At 57.8% G+C, this 17630-nt stretch carries 6 protein-coding genes; 4 read left to right on the top strand and 2 right to left on the bottom strand.

All coding sequences use genetic code 11. The annotated features are described in order from the left end of the window. Positions 1–26: 26 nt before the first annotated feature. Together ACMGT0_RS20080 and ACMGT0_RS20075 are read left to right on the top strand one after the other, a co-directional pair. Positions 27–6518, top strand: coding sequence for a non-ribosomal peptide synthetase (locus tag ACMGT0_RS20080; protein ID WP_054063139.1), 6492 nt, complete (start codon positions 27–29; stop codon positions 6516–6518). Further along, positions 6511–8190, top strand: coding sequence for a condensation domain-containing protein (locus ACMGT0_RS20075; RefSeq protein WP_416769462.1), 1680 nt, complete (start codon positions 6511–6513; stop codon positions 8188–8190). The genes ACMGT0_RS20080 and ACMGT0_RS20075 overlap by 8 nt, the downstream gene beginning before the upstream one ends. A 28-nt stretch (positions 8191–8218) precedes the next feature. Here the strand turns inward: ACMGT0_RS20075 and ACMGT0_RS20070 are convergent, their stop codons facing one another. Then, positions 8219–9016, bottom strand: coding sequence for a cupin-like domain-containing protein (locus ACMGT0_RS20070; protein ID WP_054063137.1), 798 nt, complete (start codon positions 9014–9016; stop codon positions 8219–8221). A 168-nt stretch (positions 9017–9184) separates the two neighbouring features. On the opposite strand from ACMGT0_RS20070, the gene ACMGT0_RS20065 reads away from it, so the two are divergent. Both ACMGT0_RS20065 and ACMGT0_RS20060 read left to right on the top strand, forming a co-directional pair. Beyond that, positions 9185–15691: an amino acid adenylation domain-containing protein gene (locus ACMGT0_RS20065; protein ID WP_416769460.1), complete on the top strand. Its 6507-nt coding sequence runs from the start codon at positions 9185–9187 to the stop codon at positions 15689–15691. Positions 15692–15796: 105 nt separating this feature from the next. Then, entirely contained in the window at positions 15797–16198 is a 402-nt protein-coding gene (locus ACMGT0_RS20060) for a DUF5990 family protein (RefSeq protein WP_054063135.1), read from the top strand. A 28-nt stretch (positions 16199–16226) separates the two neighbouring features. Here the strand turns inward: ACMGT0_RS20060 and ACMGT0_RS20055 are convergent, their stop codons facing one another. After that, positions 16227–17492: a lysine N(6)-hydroxylase/L-ornithine N(5)-oxygenase family protein gene (locus tag ACMGT0_RS20055; RefSeq protein WP_054063134.1), complete on the bottom strand. Its 1266-nt coding sequence runs from the start codon at positions 17490–17492 to the stop codon at positions 16227–16229. Positions 17493–17630: the final 138 nt, after the last annotated feature.

Genomic DNA, 17630 nt, shown 5'->3' with positions numbered 1-17630 from the left:
GTCAGCGTAGGCCGTGAGGCACGAGTATGAGTTGTAAGCTCGGTCAGGCAGGGCGCACCCGTTCCAACAGCATCCATTATCTGCGTGACGGTGTGAACGCTTCCACTTCACTCACCTTCGCGGAGTTGGACGAGGCCGTTCGCGAGGCCGCTGCGTTTCTTCAGCATGGCTGTGATGTACGTGCCGGGCAGCATGTGATGATAACGCTGCGAGACCCGCTGCGCTTTGCCACCGCATTCCTGGCCTGCCAGTACATCGGTGCCGTGCCGATTGGCCTCTCATCCAATTTCAAGCGTTTCAGTGTTGGCGATCATTTGCTGGCGATCGCTCGCGACGCTCAGGCCAGAGTGCTGCTGGTTGATGCGATGCAACAGCAACACGGGGCGATCGACGTGTTGCGCCAGTACACCGATGTCTCGGTGGTCGCAATCGGGGAGCGCTTTGAGTGTGGCTTTCGCGCAGCCGCTCGAGTGGACTCCCCGGTCGCCTTTGTCCAGTACACATCAGGTTCTACCCGCGATCCGAAAGGATCGGTGGTCAGCCGCAAGGCGCTTGAGGCCCAATTTGACTTGCTGATGCGTACATTTGGCTTCGACGAGCATTCGCGATTCGTAAACTGGCTGCCGCTGCACCACGACATGGGATTGGTAAGCAAGTTGTTGCTGCCCTATCACCTGGGCGCGACAAGTGTGCATATGCTGCCAGCCACTTTCATGCAACGTCCGTCCCGTTGGTTGCGGGTCATCGATGAGTTTGGCGGCACGGTCAGCAGCGCCCCGAACTTCGCTTATGAGCTTTGTCTTCACATACCGGAGCATGAGCTGCAGGGCATCGATCTTTCAAGCTGGTCCAGCGCCGTGTGTGGTGCGGAAGCGGTTCGCCATGACACGCTGGCAAAGTTCGCGACTCGGTTTGCCAGCCATGGCTTCGATAGCCGATCCCTGTGCCCTGCTTACGGCATGGCTGAAGCCACCCTCATGATCAGCGCACGGCGTGGTCTGGCACATGACGCCCCCGCGCAACGGGGGGAGCAGGCTGCCGGTGAGTCTCTCGCTACCATGGGCGCACTTGCCAGCTGTGGGATGCCTGAGGACACAGATGTCGACATCAGGATCGTTGACACGGCAACCCGTCGTGAATGCGAGCCTGGTCAGGTCGGAGAGATTTGGGTTAGCGCTCCGAGTCTTGCGCAAGGCTACTTGCGCAATGGGCAAATCGATAGCGATGCGTTCGACCATTGCCTACCTCAGGTCCCCCGTAGGCGCTACCTGGCCACTGGGGACCTGGGTTACATCGCAAGCTCCGGCATTCATGTGCTGGGCCGTATAGGCAGCGCGATCACGGTGGCCGGACGCAAGTATTTCTTCACCGACATCGAGTTTGCCATGCTGCAACTCGATTCACGCTTTACGCCTAACAGCGCGGCGGCGTTGAGCCGAGATGGTGGACAGACGGTGACACTCGTCTATCAAGTGCGACCGAGCGCCATTGCGTTGGACGACCTTCCTGTACTTGGCGAGCGTTGTGCCTCACGGATCGAAGCCATGTTCCCGATCGCCGTTGCCGGGGTGTTGTTCACTCATCGCTCCTTGCCTCGTACCAGCAGCGGTAAGCTGCAACGCGATCGTGTGCGCGAAATGTTCGAGGTTGAGCCTTTGCAGGGCTCTTATATCATGCGCGCACATCGGCAGTCGGCCCCTGAGCCCGGTGCCGGGGCGGGCCCGCTGGAAACTGTTGCGCATCTGCTCGGACGCGCCGCGCACGAGCTTGATCTAGAGCGAACCCTGGTCGAGCTGGGAGCGGATTCGTTGACAATTGTCCGTATCCAGTTTGAGTGGGAGCGTCGCTTTGCTTGTGTCCTTGATCGGGCACGGATGTATGCCGGCGCTCGTCTTGGCGATCTGCTCGATGAAATTCACCCATCGGTACCACAGGTCATAGCGCCCCCTGAACCTGTAAGCGCTCGCAGCGTTGCGGCGACGCATTACCAGCGTGCCTTGGTGTTTGCGCAGACATTGGCGGGTCAGCCGATTTACACTCTGCAACGTGCAGTGTGTATCGAGGGGCAGATCGAGCCAGATCGGCTGCGGCTCGTGCTGGCTCGCCTGGAAGAACGGCATGAGGCTTTGTGCGGGCATTTCAGCCTCGCGTCCGGTGAGCTAAGTTATGTCGTCGACGCTGATTGTGCGCCCTCGCTCGTTTTTGAAGACCTGGGCATGCAGGATGCAACTGCGTCCGCCCGTCTGCATGAATGGAGTGTTCAGGGTATAGAAATCGATGCTGCTCGACTTTATCGGGTGGTACTGCTACGTCGACGCGAGGGTGGGGCGTTTCTCTTGCTTCAAGTCCACCATGCTATTACCGACTTTTGGTCGTTCGTCATTATCTGGCGTGATCTGTTCGCGTTGTATGAAGCCGTCTCGCGCGATGAGCTTGTGCACAAGTCGCCTGACGCTGCGCTCTATCGGCATTTTTGTCAGGAACATCAGGCTTATCTGGGGTCTCAGCAAGCCCAGAACGATGCACATTACTGGCAGTCAAAACTGAACTCGGCCTGTGATCCGCGCCTACCCCTCCTGGCGCAAGGTCTTGAACGGTATGAGGCGCGTAGGCATCGCAGTGAGTTGTCGAAGGACCTGGTCGCGGCGATTCGTGTTCGAGCGGCCGAAGTGGGCGTGACGGTTGGCTGTGTGTTGCAATTGGCAATGGAGGCAAGCCTCGGCATTCTCACGCGTCGCGAACGCGTCCGATATGGCGTTGCTTTACTCAATCGTGCTGCTCGGTATCGTGACACGGTGGGGATGTTCGCCAACCTGATACCAATGGAAGCCGAGGTAACTGCTAATGCGTGCATCGATGACGCGCTGCTAGATGTCAGAAATCGGTTGGCTAGCGCGCTGGCCCACGAGGCCGTGCCGCTTTCGCAGTTGGGCACGGACCTGGCCGCCAGCGGCAGTACGTCGGGCACCTGCTTCGATGTCGTGTTTGCCTACTTCGATATGGCAGGGCTCGATGTCGGCGCCGAATCCGTTGGGATTGCGTTTGAACGAGAGTTCGCCTCCTTCGATATTGGTGGACTGAAGGTGTCGCCCTTCCAACTGCCGCCGGCCTTTGTGCATTATCCCATGCAGATACAGTTGCTGGGTGACGATGACCATTTGCAGTTGTGTGTCGACTATCGTCATGACGCGCTGGATTCGCTGTTGGTGTGGTCATGGGTCCAGCAATTCCATTCGGCGCTAGCGGTCATTGCCCAAGGCAGTAATCGTCGGCTGTCCGCAGCAATGGCACTGCCCGCAACGATCCTTTGTAAATTGCAGGCGTGGGGTGAGGAAGCGGGCAGCCCCCCACCATCCACTATGGCGCGAATCGTCGGGCAGGCTTTGGCGCATCCCGATGCGATCGCTCTGATCCCCGCTGGTGAAGGTGAGGTGTGGACCTACGGGCGTTTGCTGGTCATGGCTGACGCCTACGCCAGGCAGGTGCGTGCGCATGCCACTGATAAGCGCCAGGTCGTAGTGGCCGTTATGCTGCCGCGCAGTCCGTTGGGCGTCGCTGCTTGCCTGGGGGTGATGTTGGCGGGGGGTATCTATCTTCCGATTGACCCATCGACACCCGTGTCCAGGCGTGACTACATGCTAAGTGACAGTGGTGCTGTCGCGGTGATAGCGAATAGTGAATCACTCCAGGCGGGCCTGACCCTGCCCTTGATCGCTACGCCGGATGATACGAGGGACTCATTGGCATCAAGCGATTCGATGAATCTATTCGCGTGCGCTAATGCGGGTGCCTACGTGCTTTACACATCCGGTAGTACGGGGCAGCCCAAAGGGGTTCTGGTCGACCACCGAGCTCTTGATCATCGACTCGACTGGATGATCGAGCGCCTTGCGCTTTCAGCCGATGATGTGTTCGTACAGAAGACGATTTGGACGTTCGATGTTTCGCTTTGGGAAATCCTTGCCCCCTTAGCACTGGGCGCCAAGGCTGTCTGCATACAACCCCAGCACGAGCGATATCCCGAAGCGGTGGCCGATGCGGTCTTGCGCAATGGGGTCACCATCATGCATTTCGTTCCCTCTGTGCTGAGCCATTGGTTGGGCATAGACGGTGTACGCAAGGCAATCGCAGGGTTACGGCACGTAGTGTGCAGTGGTGAAGCGATGCTGCCGGCCCATGTCCAAGCATTTTTCGCCTGCGCGCCCCACGTACGCCTTTTTAACTTTTACGGGCCCACGGAGGCCGGTATCGATGTGACCTATGCCGAGCTGTTTGCGAACTCGACAGAGGTTTCCATCGGGCGGCCTGCACCGAACTGCGAGGTGTCGATAGTCGATGAACAGGGCGTTCCGGTACTTCCTGGGGCTGAGGGTGAACTTGTGGTTGCCGGGCCACAAGTGGCGATTGGCTATATCGGTAAGCCGGCGTTGACCGCTGACCGATTCATCCCGCCACCCTTGGGAAGGGGATCGCGGAGCTATCGCACCGGCGATCGGGCTCGTTTCGATGAGCATGGCAACATATTCTACCTCGGACGTCTGGACGGTCAGGTCAAGCTCTCTGGATATCGCATCGAACTCGGCGAAATCGAGCAGACACTCAGCCGTCTACCGGGGATTCGCAACGTGGTGGTCATGCTTGTGGAAGAGGTTGGCCCTGCACGACTTTGCGCATTTGTGCACATCGACCATCAGGTAGCGTTGACCAGGATAGAGATCGAGGCGCATGCGCGGGCATGGTTGCCTGAATTCATGGTCCCTCGAGAGTGGCGATTGCTGACGGAATGGCCATTGCTGACTAACGGTAAGGTCGATCGCGCGCAGTTGCGCGCCGAGCGACGTCGTGACGGCGCTGACGCGCCGGTTGTTGGCGCCACCGGCCTTCGCGACCAACTTGCGCTGCATTGGCAGGCCGTGTTGGGCGGGCCTGTTCCTTGCGATGCTGATGATTTCTTCGAGTGCGGTGGCGACTCGATCTTGGCATTGCATCTGATTGGTCGTCTTCGCGAGGCCGGCATTGCCTTGTCGGTTCAAGCCTTATTCCGTAGCAGCAGTTTCGCTGGGATACAGGAGACCCTCGCCAGCAGCGGGAATGTGCAGCCCGCTGTCCCAGCCGTCGCGCCGTTCAGTCTGCTAAGCGAGCAGGAGCGTTCGGTTCTGGAAACGGCTGAGTTCGAGGATGCTTACCCGCTGAGCTATTTGCAGCGGGGAATCGTGTACAAGTTTTTCAACGATGATCACTACGAGGTCTTCGTAACAACCTTGGAACTCGTTGCTCGTTGGGACGCGCCGGCGTTACACCGTGCGTTGCGCCATGTCGTTGCTGAGCATGGTTTCTTGCGAACCTCTGTCGATTTGGAGCGCTTTGCCGAACCGGTGCAGATCCTGCACCGGTTCGTGGAGGTGGAACTGGCGGTCGAGGACTTGACCGAGTTCACCGAGGCCGAGCGTCAGCGCCAGTTGAAGTCCTGGATAGAGGCGGAGAAAAAAAGGCCTTTCACGTGGGAAGTGGCACCCCATTTCCGCTGCACTGTCCACTTGCTCGATCAAGAGCGCTTTCAGTTGACCTTTGCCGATGCTTCGCTCGACGGCTGGTGTGTGGCAACCGTGTTGACGGAGCTGCTAGAAGTCTATTCTGCCTATAGCATGGGCAAGGTGCCGGATACGGCCAGACGCCCACTGCTCGGCTATGCCGAGTTCGTGGCTTTGGAGCGTCAGGCGCTGACCAGTGCGGCCCATGCCCAGTTCTGGGCTAATGTGCTTGAGACCGGGTGTTTCGCCGATACACAGGCACCGTCGCTGTCCGCTGGTGGGCTGCACCGTCGGCTGACCTGGCAGGCCACGGCCCGACCGGTGGAACGTCTCAAGGCTATCGCCCAAGTGGCACGGGTACCATTGAAGAATCTGCTGATGGCGATCCATTTCTACGCATTGGCTCGCGTCACCAACAGTACGTTGCAGCGCAGTGGAGTTGAATTCAATGGCAGGCCAGAGCTGAGCGGTGGCGACCGTTGCATCGGGGTATTCAATAATCTGCTCCCGGTAGCTATCGATCTGCAAGGCATGAGTTGGGGGCAATTGCTGCGCACCTGCTTTGACATAGAGAAGAGCTATTTACCGTACCGGCGCTTTCCCTATGCTCGACTGGTCGCTATGAATGACGGGCGTCCGTTGTTTCAGGCGCTCTTCGTATATACGCATTTTCATGTGTATCGCGGCTTGCAGGCACTTCCACTGAAGGTGGCCAGTCACTATGCGTCCGACCAAACTTATGTGCCGCTGACCGTCCACTTTAACCAGGATCACCTTGGAGACGGTCTGCGGGTTCTTTTCGATTACGATGCACGGCATGTCTCGCGTGATCAAGTCGAGCAAGTCCGCGCGGCTATCGCTACGACGTTCGAGTTTTTGTCCCAGTACGACTCCATCAAGGACATGCTGGGCGAAGCGGTCTTTCCTGGTCCGGCGCTACCTGCCCCCCTTTCACTTAACGTTACACTGGACGAACCTTATGCATAGCCGTTCCAAGCCCACCGGTTTCAATGAGCAGAAGGAAAAACAGCAGTTTCTCTCCGAGCTTCTTGGGCAAACGGTGGCTGCACCGAGCGCCACCAGCCATGAGGTGGAGGGGGAGCCGCTGTCCAATCTTGAGGCTAAGCTGCTAGATATCTGGAGTGAGTCGTTTGCCCGTCCCGTCCAGGTGGAGGACAACTATTTCGCGCTAGGCGGTGACTCGCTCAAGAGCATCCGCATCTCTGCGCGGGCCAGGCGCGCAGGGCTTGATATAGCCATGCAGGACATCATCAATCACCCCACGGTGCGCGCGCTTGCCCAGCATCTGGCGGCTTGTGCGACGAGCACCAGCCTCTCGATTGATACCGTTGTGACGGCAGGCCAGGCCGAGAGTGGTATTTATCCCTCCACGGCTGCCCAGGAGGGTATGCTGTACCACTGCTTGGCCAACCCGCAGGATTCGCTCTATGTCTCGCAATTCAGCTGTGTGCTGGTGGGCGCGCTTGATCCTGGGCGTTTCGAGACCGCGTTGCGTCTACTGATAAAGCGACACCCCGCGTTACGTACGGCCTTTCCAGAAAGCCTTCGTGCTTGCCACAGCCAGCAAATCCATGAAAATGTGACGGTGATGCTGCGCTATGAGTCGCCTGACGTACAGACAGGCGTCACGGAGCTGGATCAGCTCAAGCGTCGCGAGCGCGAACTTCCTTTCGAATTCTCCCTCCCACCACTGTTGCGCATTTGCCTGGTGAGGTTGTCCGCAGAGCGGCATTTGTGGATTTGGACACAACACCATCTAATCGCCGACGGACGAGCTCAAGAATGTCTGATGATCGAGCTTGCGGACTTGTATGCCGGTCTGGCGATAGACTCAGCGTTGCACGTAGAAGAGGATCCGAGTTATCGCCATCTTCTGCTCGACACGCGAGCAAGAGCTCGGGCTGAACAACAATTCTGGGCCGATTATCTTGCGCATGTCGATGTCACGGCATTGCTAGGCAGGCAATCGGATGTCACCACGCCCGAGGAACTCTCGTTCGAGCTTTCTCAAGAAATCACTGGTGCGCTTGGTGATGCGCTAGTCAGTGCGCAACTGACGATGGCCAGCGCCTTTGCTTCCTGGTTTGCGTTGGCGCTTGCGGTAACGTTCGACCGCCGTGACCTGTTGGTGGGCCTAGTGACGTCTGGACGACATGCCGAGCATTCGGACTACGCCGACACCGTGGGTAACTTGATCAGCACACTGCCTTTGAGAGCGACGCTCAACGGCGGCCGAAGCTTGAAGCAGTGGACGCGGGCCATGCAGTCCAGCATCGCCTGTCTGCAACAGCGCGCACATGATTCGCTGCCTGACATCAAGCGCAGTATCGGTTGGCCGGCCGAGTCGGCGCTTTTCGATGCCATCTACGTGCACGAGAACCATGCCCCTGTGGGGCGGTTATTTGGAGTGGCGACAGGACTGCAGGTAGAGGACATGCAGTTTCACATCAACGAGGGCTACCCACTGGTCATCGTCTGCGAGCAAGCGGAGCGTGTGCGTTTCACTCTGCGTTATCAATCGCAGGTCTGCTCCAGTACTCAGGCGCAAGAGTTGATCAGCCGGCTACAGCAGCTGTGCAGCACTTGGGCGGATAAAGCATCGCTGGATCTCTCGAGGGTCGTTGAACTCATTCGATGAGCGCGATTTTCCAGCCGGCCGCGCCGTTTCAGCCGATGGCGGCGACGGCCTGGTCCAGATAGGCAAGGTTTGCCCGTTGTGCAGCTTGTTTGACGCGTTCGAGATTGGCTCGATCAATGAAGTTCTCTGTGATTGAAATGCCGCCTCGTTCGTTCAGAACCTGGTGCCACCAGCCACTGGGCGTGAACACAAGATCCCCGGGTTGTTGCACGCATTCGATCGCTTGGGCCTGGGCGAAGAGTGGGTGGGCCGTCAGGTCAGGTTCGAAAGTGTTTACATGACCTTGATACATCAGGGCCTGCTGATCCGGAGAATAGAAGCGCCAGCGCTTGCGACCCGTAATCACGACATTCCAGGCACTGGTGTCGAGAACATCGACGTGCAGATGAGTGCCTGATCCAGCCGGTCCGATGAACATCCAGCGCCATTGCGGTCGCAAGTTTTCAGGCAGTTTCGCTTCTAGACGCTCGAACAGGTCGAGTGCTTCGTAATCGTTCAGTAGTTGCGGGCAATTGCGTTCGAAAATCCAATTGCACAGATACAAAGGATCGGCTTCTTGAGTGCACTCGAGATACTTCAGGTATGTGGCAAGCAGCATGTCTTGCGCGTCGCGGCCCCTTTGGCGGCTGACCGTTACCGTTGTATGGCCGGCATGTTTGGCGAAGTACTCATGGGACCATTTCCAACGCGCGGGCCAATGATCCGTTACGCCGCGAATGAGCACGGGTTTGCCCGGTGTGATGTAGAGACTGTTGAGCGTCTCGGGTGTGGGGGCGGTGATAATATCTATCGCCAGCGGCGCAGGTGGTAGGGGGTGATTTGACATGATCAATGAGGCCGAGATCGCGAGGGAGAGAGTATTCTATTGTCTTGGCGCTGTCGTTTGACAAGACATCTTAGAAGGATCTATGCGACTCTATCAATAGACATTTCAGAACAGCTCGATCATTGCTGATCGATGTGCCAATCAAAACAATTGTTCAGGGAAGAATGTATGCGTGATGAACCCTATGTCAACGCGCCATCGTTGACGGCGGAGCAGCGCGAAGCGTTACGCCAGAGGCTTGTCAAAAAGAACCTGATCGACTCGACACAACACGAGGCAGCACAAACCTTTATTTGCGAGGCGCGTGATCGACAAACGATTGTTTCCTTGGTGCCGGGGGGAGAATCGAACCTCGAAGGCATCTACCCTCTGACCTCCCTACAGGAGGGGTTGCTGTACCATCATATGTTGGCTGGCGATGCCGACCCATATTTACGTCATCAGATTGTTCATTTCACAAGCCGCGATGCGCTTGATCGTTTTGTCCTGGCTCTGTGTAAGGTGGTTGAACGCCATGCGGTCCTGAGAACCGCAGTGCTGTGGGAAGGGCTCGCTATGCCCTTGCAGGTGGTGCTACGTGCCGTTGAGTTGCCGATACTGGAGCTCCAGGCTCCGGTGCAGGGTGCCAGCGATCAATGGCTGACCGACCAACTAGGACCTGAGCATCGCATTGATATCAGTACCGCTCCGCTGATGAAAGGGCTTTTCGCCCGATCGAATTCCGGTGGCTGGTCATTGTTGATCCTGTCTCATCATCTGGTGGGGGATCGCACCTCCTTGCGTCTGATGCAAGACGAGTTGTCCCTGATCATGGCTGGTGATGAGGCACGCCTGCCGATCGTGAATCAGTTCCCAGATTACGCAGTAAAGGTTTGGGCGCTCGGTACGCAACGCGATGAGGCGTTTTTCCGCGAACGGCTTGGCGATCTACGTGAGCCGACTGCACCGTTGGGACTATTGGACGCGGTGGATGCACGAGCGGTGCTCGGTGAGGCCAGGACAGTGCTTGATGCTTCTCTGGTGACACGTCTACGTGAGCTGACGAGGCGTCATGGTGTCGGCATCCCCGCAATTCTGCACGTGGCATGGACGCTGGTGCTGTCGCGCCTGAGCGGGGTACAGGACGTGGTTTTCGGTACGGTGTTATCTGGGCGTATGAACGACCGGGCTCGTACTTCCAACATGCTAGGTATGTTGGTCAATACCTTGCCTTTCCGTCTGAACTTGCTGAGCCTGGACGTGAGCCAAAGTTTGATTCAGGCACAACGACTGTTAGGTGAGTTGGTCGAACACGAGCATGCGCCGTTCTCGCTGGCCCGTCGCTGTAGCGGCGTTGAGGGGAGCGGGGCGCTGACGGGGGCACTGCTCGATTACCGTTACCTGCCCGCATCGTCCGCAGCGCCATTGGCCGAGCGCTCGGAAGATGACCTGGTCAGTGAGCGCACGAGTTTCCCTCTGGTGCTTACGGTCGATGACTCCGGTCAGGCGCTGGTGTTGAAGGTGCAGACCTTGGCCGATCTGCAACCTGAGCGGGTTGCGCTCTACTGTGAACAGGCGTTAGAGCAGTTGGCGGTAGCGGTGGAGCACGCACCTTATCGTGCTGTCAGCGATCTGCAGGTGATCCCGGAGGAACAAATGGCTCGTCTCGTCCCTTCGAACGGGCGAGTCGATGATTTTCTGTTAGCCCGTGACAGCGTACATGGCCTCTTTGAGGCGCAGGTTGCACGTACGCCAAGGGCACCTTGTCTGATCAGCGACGCGGAGACCATCGATTATCTCGAGCTGGATACGCGAGCGAGCAGATTGGCGACGCACCTGCGCAATCTTGGACTGCGCGCGGAAGACCGGATCGCGTTGTGCTTGCCTCGCGGGATCGAGATGATCGTGGCGATGCTCGCGGTGATGAAGTCTGGAGGGGCCTATGTGCCGCTTGATCCTGGCTATCCGCAAGCACGTCTGCGTTTGCTGATTCGGCTTGCGCGGCCTGCTCTTGTATTGAGCGGGGCCGAGGGGGCTGAGTTGGCCCGCGAGTTGGGGCTGGCTCATGTTGACCTGCGGCAGCTCGAACGCTGGTCTGGCACCCAGGACGTCGATGCACCGTCGTCTTTGCCGCGCGTGTCTGCGCAGCAAGCTGCTTATATCATGTTCACTTCAGGCTCTACTGGGGAGCCGAAGGGCGTTACGGTCGAGCACCGCAACGTCGTCACATTCATGCGTGCGCATGCGCGATGGTGTCGGCTGGGGGAAGAGGATCGTGTACTACATTTCGCTTCGCCCTCGTTTGACAATGCCATTGCCGAGATTTTCCCTGCCTTGAGCGTGGGCGCCGCCATCGTGGTGCGCCCCGATGGTCCGGTGGCGCCTGACGATGCCTTCGTGCGCTATTTGGCGCGTCATCGTGTCACCCTGGTAGATCTGCCGACCGCATTCTGGCACCTTTGGGCACAGCAGGTCGCCACGGGTGACCAAGGCTGCCTGCCCAGGCCGCCATTGCGTCTTATCCTGGCGGGTGGCGAGAAGCTGCAGCATGACGCCTTGCGCGACTGGTTCAAGGCCTCGGGGACTCAGGAAATACGCCTTGGCGATAGCTATGGCCTGACCGAAACGACGGTCAATTCCATCATGGGCGAGCTGACTGCGGATCATGCCCGCTCAGAGAGAACATTGCCCCTTGGCAACGCTCTCGATAACAGCCGTACCTATATTCTTGATAGATACGGACGTCTGGCGCCACAAGGCTTGGCCGCAGAGATCTGCATTGGTGGTGCAGGCGTCGCACGAGGTTATCTCGATCGCCCCGCGTTGACCGCTGCCCGCTTCTTGCCTGATCCCTATGGGCCGCCCGGCGCGCGTCTGTATTGCACGGGCGACATCGGGCGGCGGAATCGGGACGCGCAGTTCGAGTATGTTTGCCGCAACGACAAGCAGATCAAGTTGCGGGGCTATCGCATTGAACCGGAGGAGGTGGAGTCGACACTCCGAGGTGTTGGCGGCGTTCGAGATGCCAAAGTCATTGCTGATCAACAGCGGCTGATTGCCTATATCATCTGCGAAGACGGTGCAGCCCTCGACAGCGAGCGCTTGCGTGCTGGATTGTGCGAGGTGCTGCCCGCCTACATGGTGCCGGCCCTGTACCTTGAAGTAGCGCGATGGCCGGTCAATACCCATGGCAAGATCGACATCTCCGCATTGCCTTCGCCTGATGTCAACCGGTCCGACGAGCCTATGTCGCTGGTGTCATTGACGCCGATGCAGTCACTGCTGGCAGGCGTGTGGCGGGAGTTGCTGGAGCGCGATGTATTTGGTGTCGATGATGACTTTTTCGCATTGGGCGGTCATTCACTGCTGGCTATCAGGGTGGTATCGAGAGTTCGCTCCCTGACACAGGTCGCGCTCAGCGTTCGTGATGTATTCGCCTATCCGTTGCTCAAGGATTTCGCGCTCGCCCTCGAACGAGCTAAACCACAAGAGGAGCGTGTGATCAAGCGCCAGGGAGGTCCGGCTAGATTGTCGTTTGCCCAGGAACGACTGTGGTTCCTGAGTCGGCTCGATCGTCGCCAGAGTCTTGCCTACCATCTGAGCGGCGGCTTGCGGATCCGGGGAGCGCTCGATAGCGCTGCCTTAAGGGCCGCCTTCGCGGAGGTGGTCGAGCGCCACGAAGTTCTTCGCACCGTATTCATCGAAGAGCGAGGTGTTGTGCAGCCGGTCGTTGTCTCTGCCGATGAGGGGTTCAATTGGCGCGTCGAAGCGATAGCGATCGAGGAAAACGCCGAGTTGCACGTGGCCAAGCTGTTCGCCCATGCTGCCCAGCGACCGTTCGACTTGGCATGTGGGCCCCTGATTGACGCTACTTTGCTTCAGCTCGCGGCTGATGAACATGTGTTGCTCGTTACAATGCACCATATCATCTCCGATGGCTGGTCGATGAGCCTGCTCGCCAGCGAGCTGTCCGGGCTGTATGGGCACTTCGCCCACGGCGACATGTACCCTCTGATGCCGATGACGCTGCAATATTCGGACTACGCGCTGTGGCAACGTGAGACCATGGTTGTGCATGATGAAGATCTTCGTTACTGGCGCAAACATATGGCCGGCGCGCCAGCCTGTCTGAAGCTGCCTGCGCAACGTGCTCGCCCCGCGATTCAGGATCCAGCAGGGAAATGTCTGACCTTCACTCTCGATTGTGCCTTGACGGCTGCCCTACGTGAACTGGGGAGACGTCACGGTGTAACGCTCTACATGATTTTGCTGGGTGCCTATGCCGTGTTGCTGGATAGGCTGGCGGGGCAGACATCGGTGGTTATTGGTACGCCAGTGGCCAACCGTACTACGCTTGAGCTCGAGGGGCTCATCGGTTGCTTCGTCAACACCTTGCCCCTGCATATACGTCTGGGCGACAAGCCTTCGGTGGCGCAGCTGTTGGCGCGCATCAAGCAACTGACGATCGATGCGCAGGAGCGACAACACGTGCCGTTTGAGCAAATCGTCGACGCGGTACGCCCTGTTCGTGACCGTGCCTACAATCCCCTTTTCCAGGCCATGCTGGTCTGGCAGAACACACCGACCGCCAAGTTTCGGCTCGAAGGGCTGGAAATCAGCGAGGTGCATCCGCAGATTCAAACCACGCAATGCGATCTGGCCCTGATGATGGAAGAGCGCACCGATGAGGTGGGGGGGACATGGGTTTACGCGACTGCGTTGTTCGACGAGGACACTGTCGCTGACTTCCTTCAGACGTTCAAGTGTGTGCTGGTGGCATTGGTTGAGGAGCGCAACCTGTTTTCCGATGCGAGTTCCGGTCTAGCATCTGATCGTCTGCTCCGCGCTCACGATGTTGCCGCCATGATTCCTTCATCGAGTTCCGCCTGTCTGCACGATTGCGTGTCCCATTGGGCGCGAATGACCCCGAATGCCGTTGCGATCGAAGAGGGTTCGCGACAACTCGGTTACTTGGAACTGGATGCCTCGGCGAATCAGCTGGCTCGCTATCTGCGCTCACGCGGTGTCGGCGCTGGCAGTCATGTCGCGGTGGCGATGTCGAAGAGCATCGAACTGGTCATCGCAATTGTGGCGATACTCAAGGCCGGTGGCGCTTATGTGCCGCTTGAAACGCAATCGGTTAAGGGCCGCATGCTCGAGATCATCGAAGACAGCCAGCCTCTGCTGGTGATCATCGATGACGAGGGGCGCCAAGCGCTGGCGGGAGAAAGCGATGCTGCATGGCTTGACTATCACATGGAACATGCAGCCTGGGGAGGGCTTGCGGCTCACGGGCTCGATGTTGAAATCGCCGGCGCAGCTGCGGCTTATGTCATCTACACCTCTGGCTCGACAGGGCGTCCAAAGGGAGTGGTTGTGGAGCACGCCCAGGTCCGCTCGCTGCTGGACGTTCTCGTGGGCACGATAGGCGCGTTACAGGACGATGTCTGGAGTCTCTTCCACTCGATCGCTTTCGATTTTTCGGTATGGGAATTGTTCGGCGGTCTGCGCGCCGGGTCGAAGGTACTGATGGTCCCTGCAGCGCTAACACGCATCCCCGGAGAACTGTACCGTTGGCTCTGTGAGCGGAGGGTGACGGTATTCAGCCAGACCCCAGGTGCGTTCGCGCAGATAGTTGAGGAGCACCTGCGTGCACCTCGAGCCCATAGCTTGCGTCAGGTGATTTTTGGAGGTGAACAGCTGGATCCGGCACTGCTTCGTGGTTGGTTCGATGCCGATGCCGCTGGCCAAACCCAGTTTATCGACATGTATGGTATCACCGAGGGCACGATCCATACGACCTGGCATCGCTTGAGCGAGGACGACACACAACCATGGGCCCAGAGGTCGGTCGGCAAAGCGATCTCGGGGCGGCATGTGTATGTCCTAGATGAGCAGTTGCAGCCTGCAGGCAACGGCATCTTGGGCGAGATTTGGATTGCTGGTGAAGGGGTTGCTCGGGGATATTACAGGCTGCCGGCATTGACTGCGGAGCGTTTCGTGCCCGACCCATTTTCTGCCCGGTCAGGGGCGCGCATGTATCGCAGTGGTGACCTTGGACGCTTGCTCGACAATGGCGAGCTGGAATACGCAGGGCGCGCAGATGAACAAGTGAATGTCCGTGGCTTCCGTGTCGAGCTTGGAGAGGTTTCGGCGCGGCTGGCCATGCATCCTGCCGTCGGACAAGCTCACGTCGTTGCTCTTGCATCAGCAAGCGGCGGGATTCGACTCGTTGCTTATTATCGCCTCGGTCAACCTGATGAAGTCCCACCCTCACCGATTGCGTTTCGTGAGTATTTGTCCGGTATTTTGCCAGCTTATATGGTGCCGGTCGCCTATGTGCAAATTGCACAGTTTCCATTAACGGTGAATGGCAAAGTCGATGTGAAGGTCTTGCCAATGCCAGCGTCGGAAGATTTTTCCAGGCGCTTGTACGAACCCGCGATCAATGACACCGAATCTTGGCTGGTCGCGACATGGTCGCAGCTATTGGCAGTCGACGATATTAGCCGGCACGATGACTTTTTCGAGCTGGGCGGCCACTCATTATTGGTTGGGCAACTGGTGGCGCGCATCCGTGATAAATTCGATATCGAGGTGTCTATGGGAGACATCTTCGATATTCCCGTGCTGCATGCCTTCGCCGCACGCCTCGACGAGCTGTCATGCGATGAATTCGAAACGTTCGATTTTTGATAGTCCATCCGATAGTCGCCTGCGAGGTGGTCTGTGGTAGGCGGCGCATGAGGTCTCCACTAGGCGGTCAGTATAAGGCCGCCCACATTCCAATGAGGGGATAGAATGAGCGATTTGCCCGCGCGTATAACAGTGGTCCTATCCTGTAAGGCCTTGCCAGAATTCGAGGAGGCAGTCCAGGTTGGCTTGCAGGATAAGAAGCAGGTGGTTCATGAAGGTGTGGAAAACCAGGCTGGTATTCATGAATTCACATGCCAAGTTCAAGTGCGGTCCAAGGACCACGGGCAGGTCGATTTTTCAGGGCCTTTCGTCCATGGAGTGGCCCAGGCACGCTTCCTCTATTTGAGCTGGAGGCGTGGCGGAGATTGCGCAACGCCATGGGTGCAGCGCGTCAAGGTTCCCTTGCAGTTCACGGCAGCAGACCTGACTGGCGCGACTCGGTTGCGCGCCGACATAACAGGGCGAAAGCCCCATGCACGAGAGGCTGTGGCATGGCAAATAGCGTGATATGAGCGCTATTTGCCGCTAGTGCGGCTCAGGCCTGTTCGCAGGTGTGCAGACTGGTCGCTAGTGCATGAGAAATCTCTGCCGACCGGGTAGCGAGGATCGACAGCAGCGTGTCGCTCAGGCCATGCGAGTTTTCACAGGCCCCTTGGAGGAAAATCGAGGGTTGAAAGTCATCTGTCGTATGCAGGCGATAGTGCCTGTCTACGCGCAAGTCGCTCAGATACGAGGCCAAGGGTTGGAGTAGGGTGCGATGATGGTCTCGTTGATAGCCTGTGGCGAGTATGACCAAGTCGTACTGCTCAGTGGTGCGCGTATTGTCGTGCATATCGCGTAGCGCGATATGCACTCCTTGTGCCGACGTTTCGACGGCAGTGATTTCTTGGTCGTTGAGAACACGATGCCGCTCCACGCCGTTGACCTTCTGCTGATAGATGAGCTGGTAAATGCGCTCGACTAAGTCCAGGTTGGCAGCAGCGTAATTGGTATGGCGAAAATCTTTGATATAGGCACTGTTTCGCTCGGGGTTCTCAAATAGAGAGTCGACTATGTCGGCGTCGAAGATTTCGTTGACGAAAGGGCTGTCGTCCGAGACCCGCAAGGCACTCTGACGCATGATCAAATCGCACTTTACGTGGGGCAGGTGATTCGGCAGATCCATGAATATTTCTGCAGCGCTCTGCCCGGCGCCTACCAGCGCGATGCGTTGGGCGCCGCGGTGCTCGGCGATGTGTTTCAGATAGCTGCTTGAGTGAAATATCCTTGGATCGTGCTTATAAGGCGAGAACTGCTCGGGTATGCGTATGCTTCCGCCAACGCCCATGACAAGATGGCGCGTAAGGTAAGAGCGTTCGAGCCCCTGGGTATCGCGCGTGTGCACATTCAACAGTTTGACGGAGCGCGCTTCTGACACGGGTGTGACATGGATGACCTCTTGGCCATATTCGATACAGTCATCGAAATGACTGGCGGCCCATGCCAAGTAGTCGCTGAATTCCTGTCGGCTGGGATAGAAAGTTTTCAGGTTGATGAATGCCTGAAGACGGTTCTTCTCATGAAGGTAGTTGACGAAAGTAAAGTGACTCTTGGGGTTGCGTAACGAAACCAGATCCTTGAGAAATGCTACTTGCATACGCGTGTCGGGCAGCAACATGTGCTCATGCCACGAAAAGTTCTTTGACTTTTCGAGGAAGCGTATGTTCTGAGGGCGTCTGTCCTGGTGTTGTTCGTGCAGCGCAATGGCCAGCGCCAGATTGGAAGGGCCGAAGCCAACTCCGATGAGATCATGTATTTCCATATGCAACCGTATCCTTTGGCTTGGCGTTCGGCGCCGACGAGTATGGGGCCTCTACGACTCTCTTGCGCAGTTTCTCAAGTAGCGCAAAGAAAACGAAGTATACACACCTGTATAATCGAGAAAACCATATTTCGCCTG

It is taken from the genome of Pseudomonas sp. RHF3.3-3, assembly GCF_048069595.1.
In the GTDB taxonomy this organism is placed as follows: domain Bacteria; phylum Pseudomonadota; class Gammaproteobacteria; order Pseudomonadales; family Pseudomonadaceae; genus Aquipseudomonas; species Aquipseudomonas fuscovaginae_B.
Note: the sequence above shows the minus strand (reverse complement) of the source record. Positions and strands in the feature narration are given on the sequence as shown.

Excerpts from the sequence above, each read along its gene's own strand:
- ACMGT0_RS20080 (WP_054063139.1), top strand. The coding sequence starts at position 27 with ATGAGTTGTAAGCTCGGTCAGGCAGGGCGCACCCGTTCCAACAGCATC.
- ACMGT0_RS20075 (WP_416769462.1), top strand. The coding sequence starts at position 6,511 with ATGCATAGCCGTTCCAAGCCCACCGGTTTCAATGAGCAGAAGGAAAAA.
- ACMGT0_RS20070 (WP_054063137.1), bottom strand. The coding sequence starts at position 9,016 with ATGTCAAATCACCCCCTACCACCTGCGCCGCTGGCGATAGATATTATC.
- ACMGT0_RS20065 (WP_416769460.1), top strand. The coding sequence starts at position 9,185 with ATGCGTGATGAACCCTATGTCAACGCGCCATCGTTGACGGCGGAGCAG.
- ACMGT0_RS20060 (WP_054063135.1), top strand. The coding sequence starts at position 15,797 with ATGAGCGATTTGCCCGCGCGTATAACAGTGGTCCTATCCTGTAAGGCC.
- ACMGT0_RS20055 (WP_054063134.1), bottom strand. The coding sequence starts at position 17,492 with ATGGAAATACATGATCTCATCGGAGTTGGCTTCGGCCCTTCCAATCTG.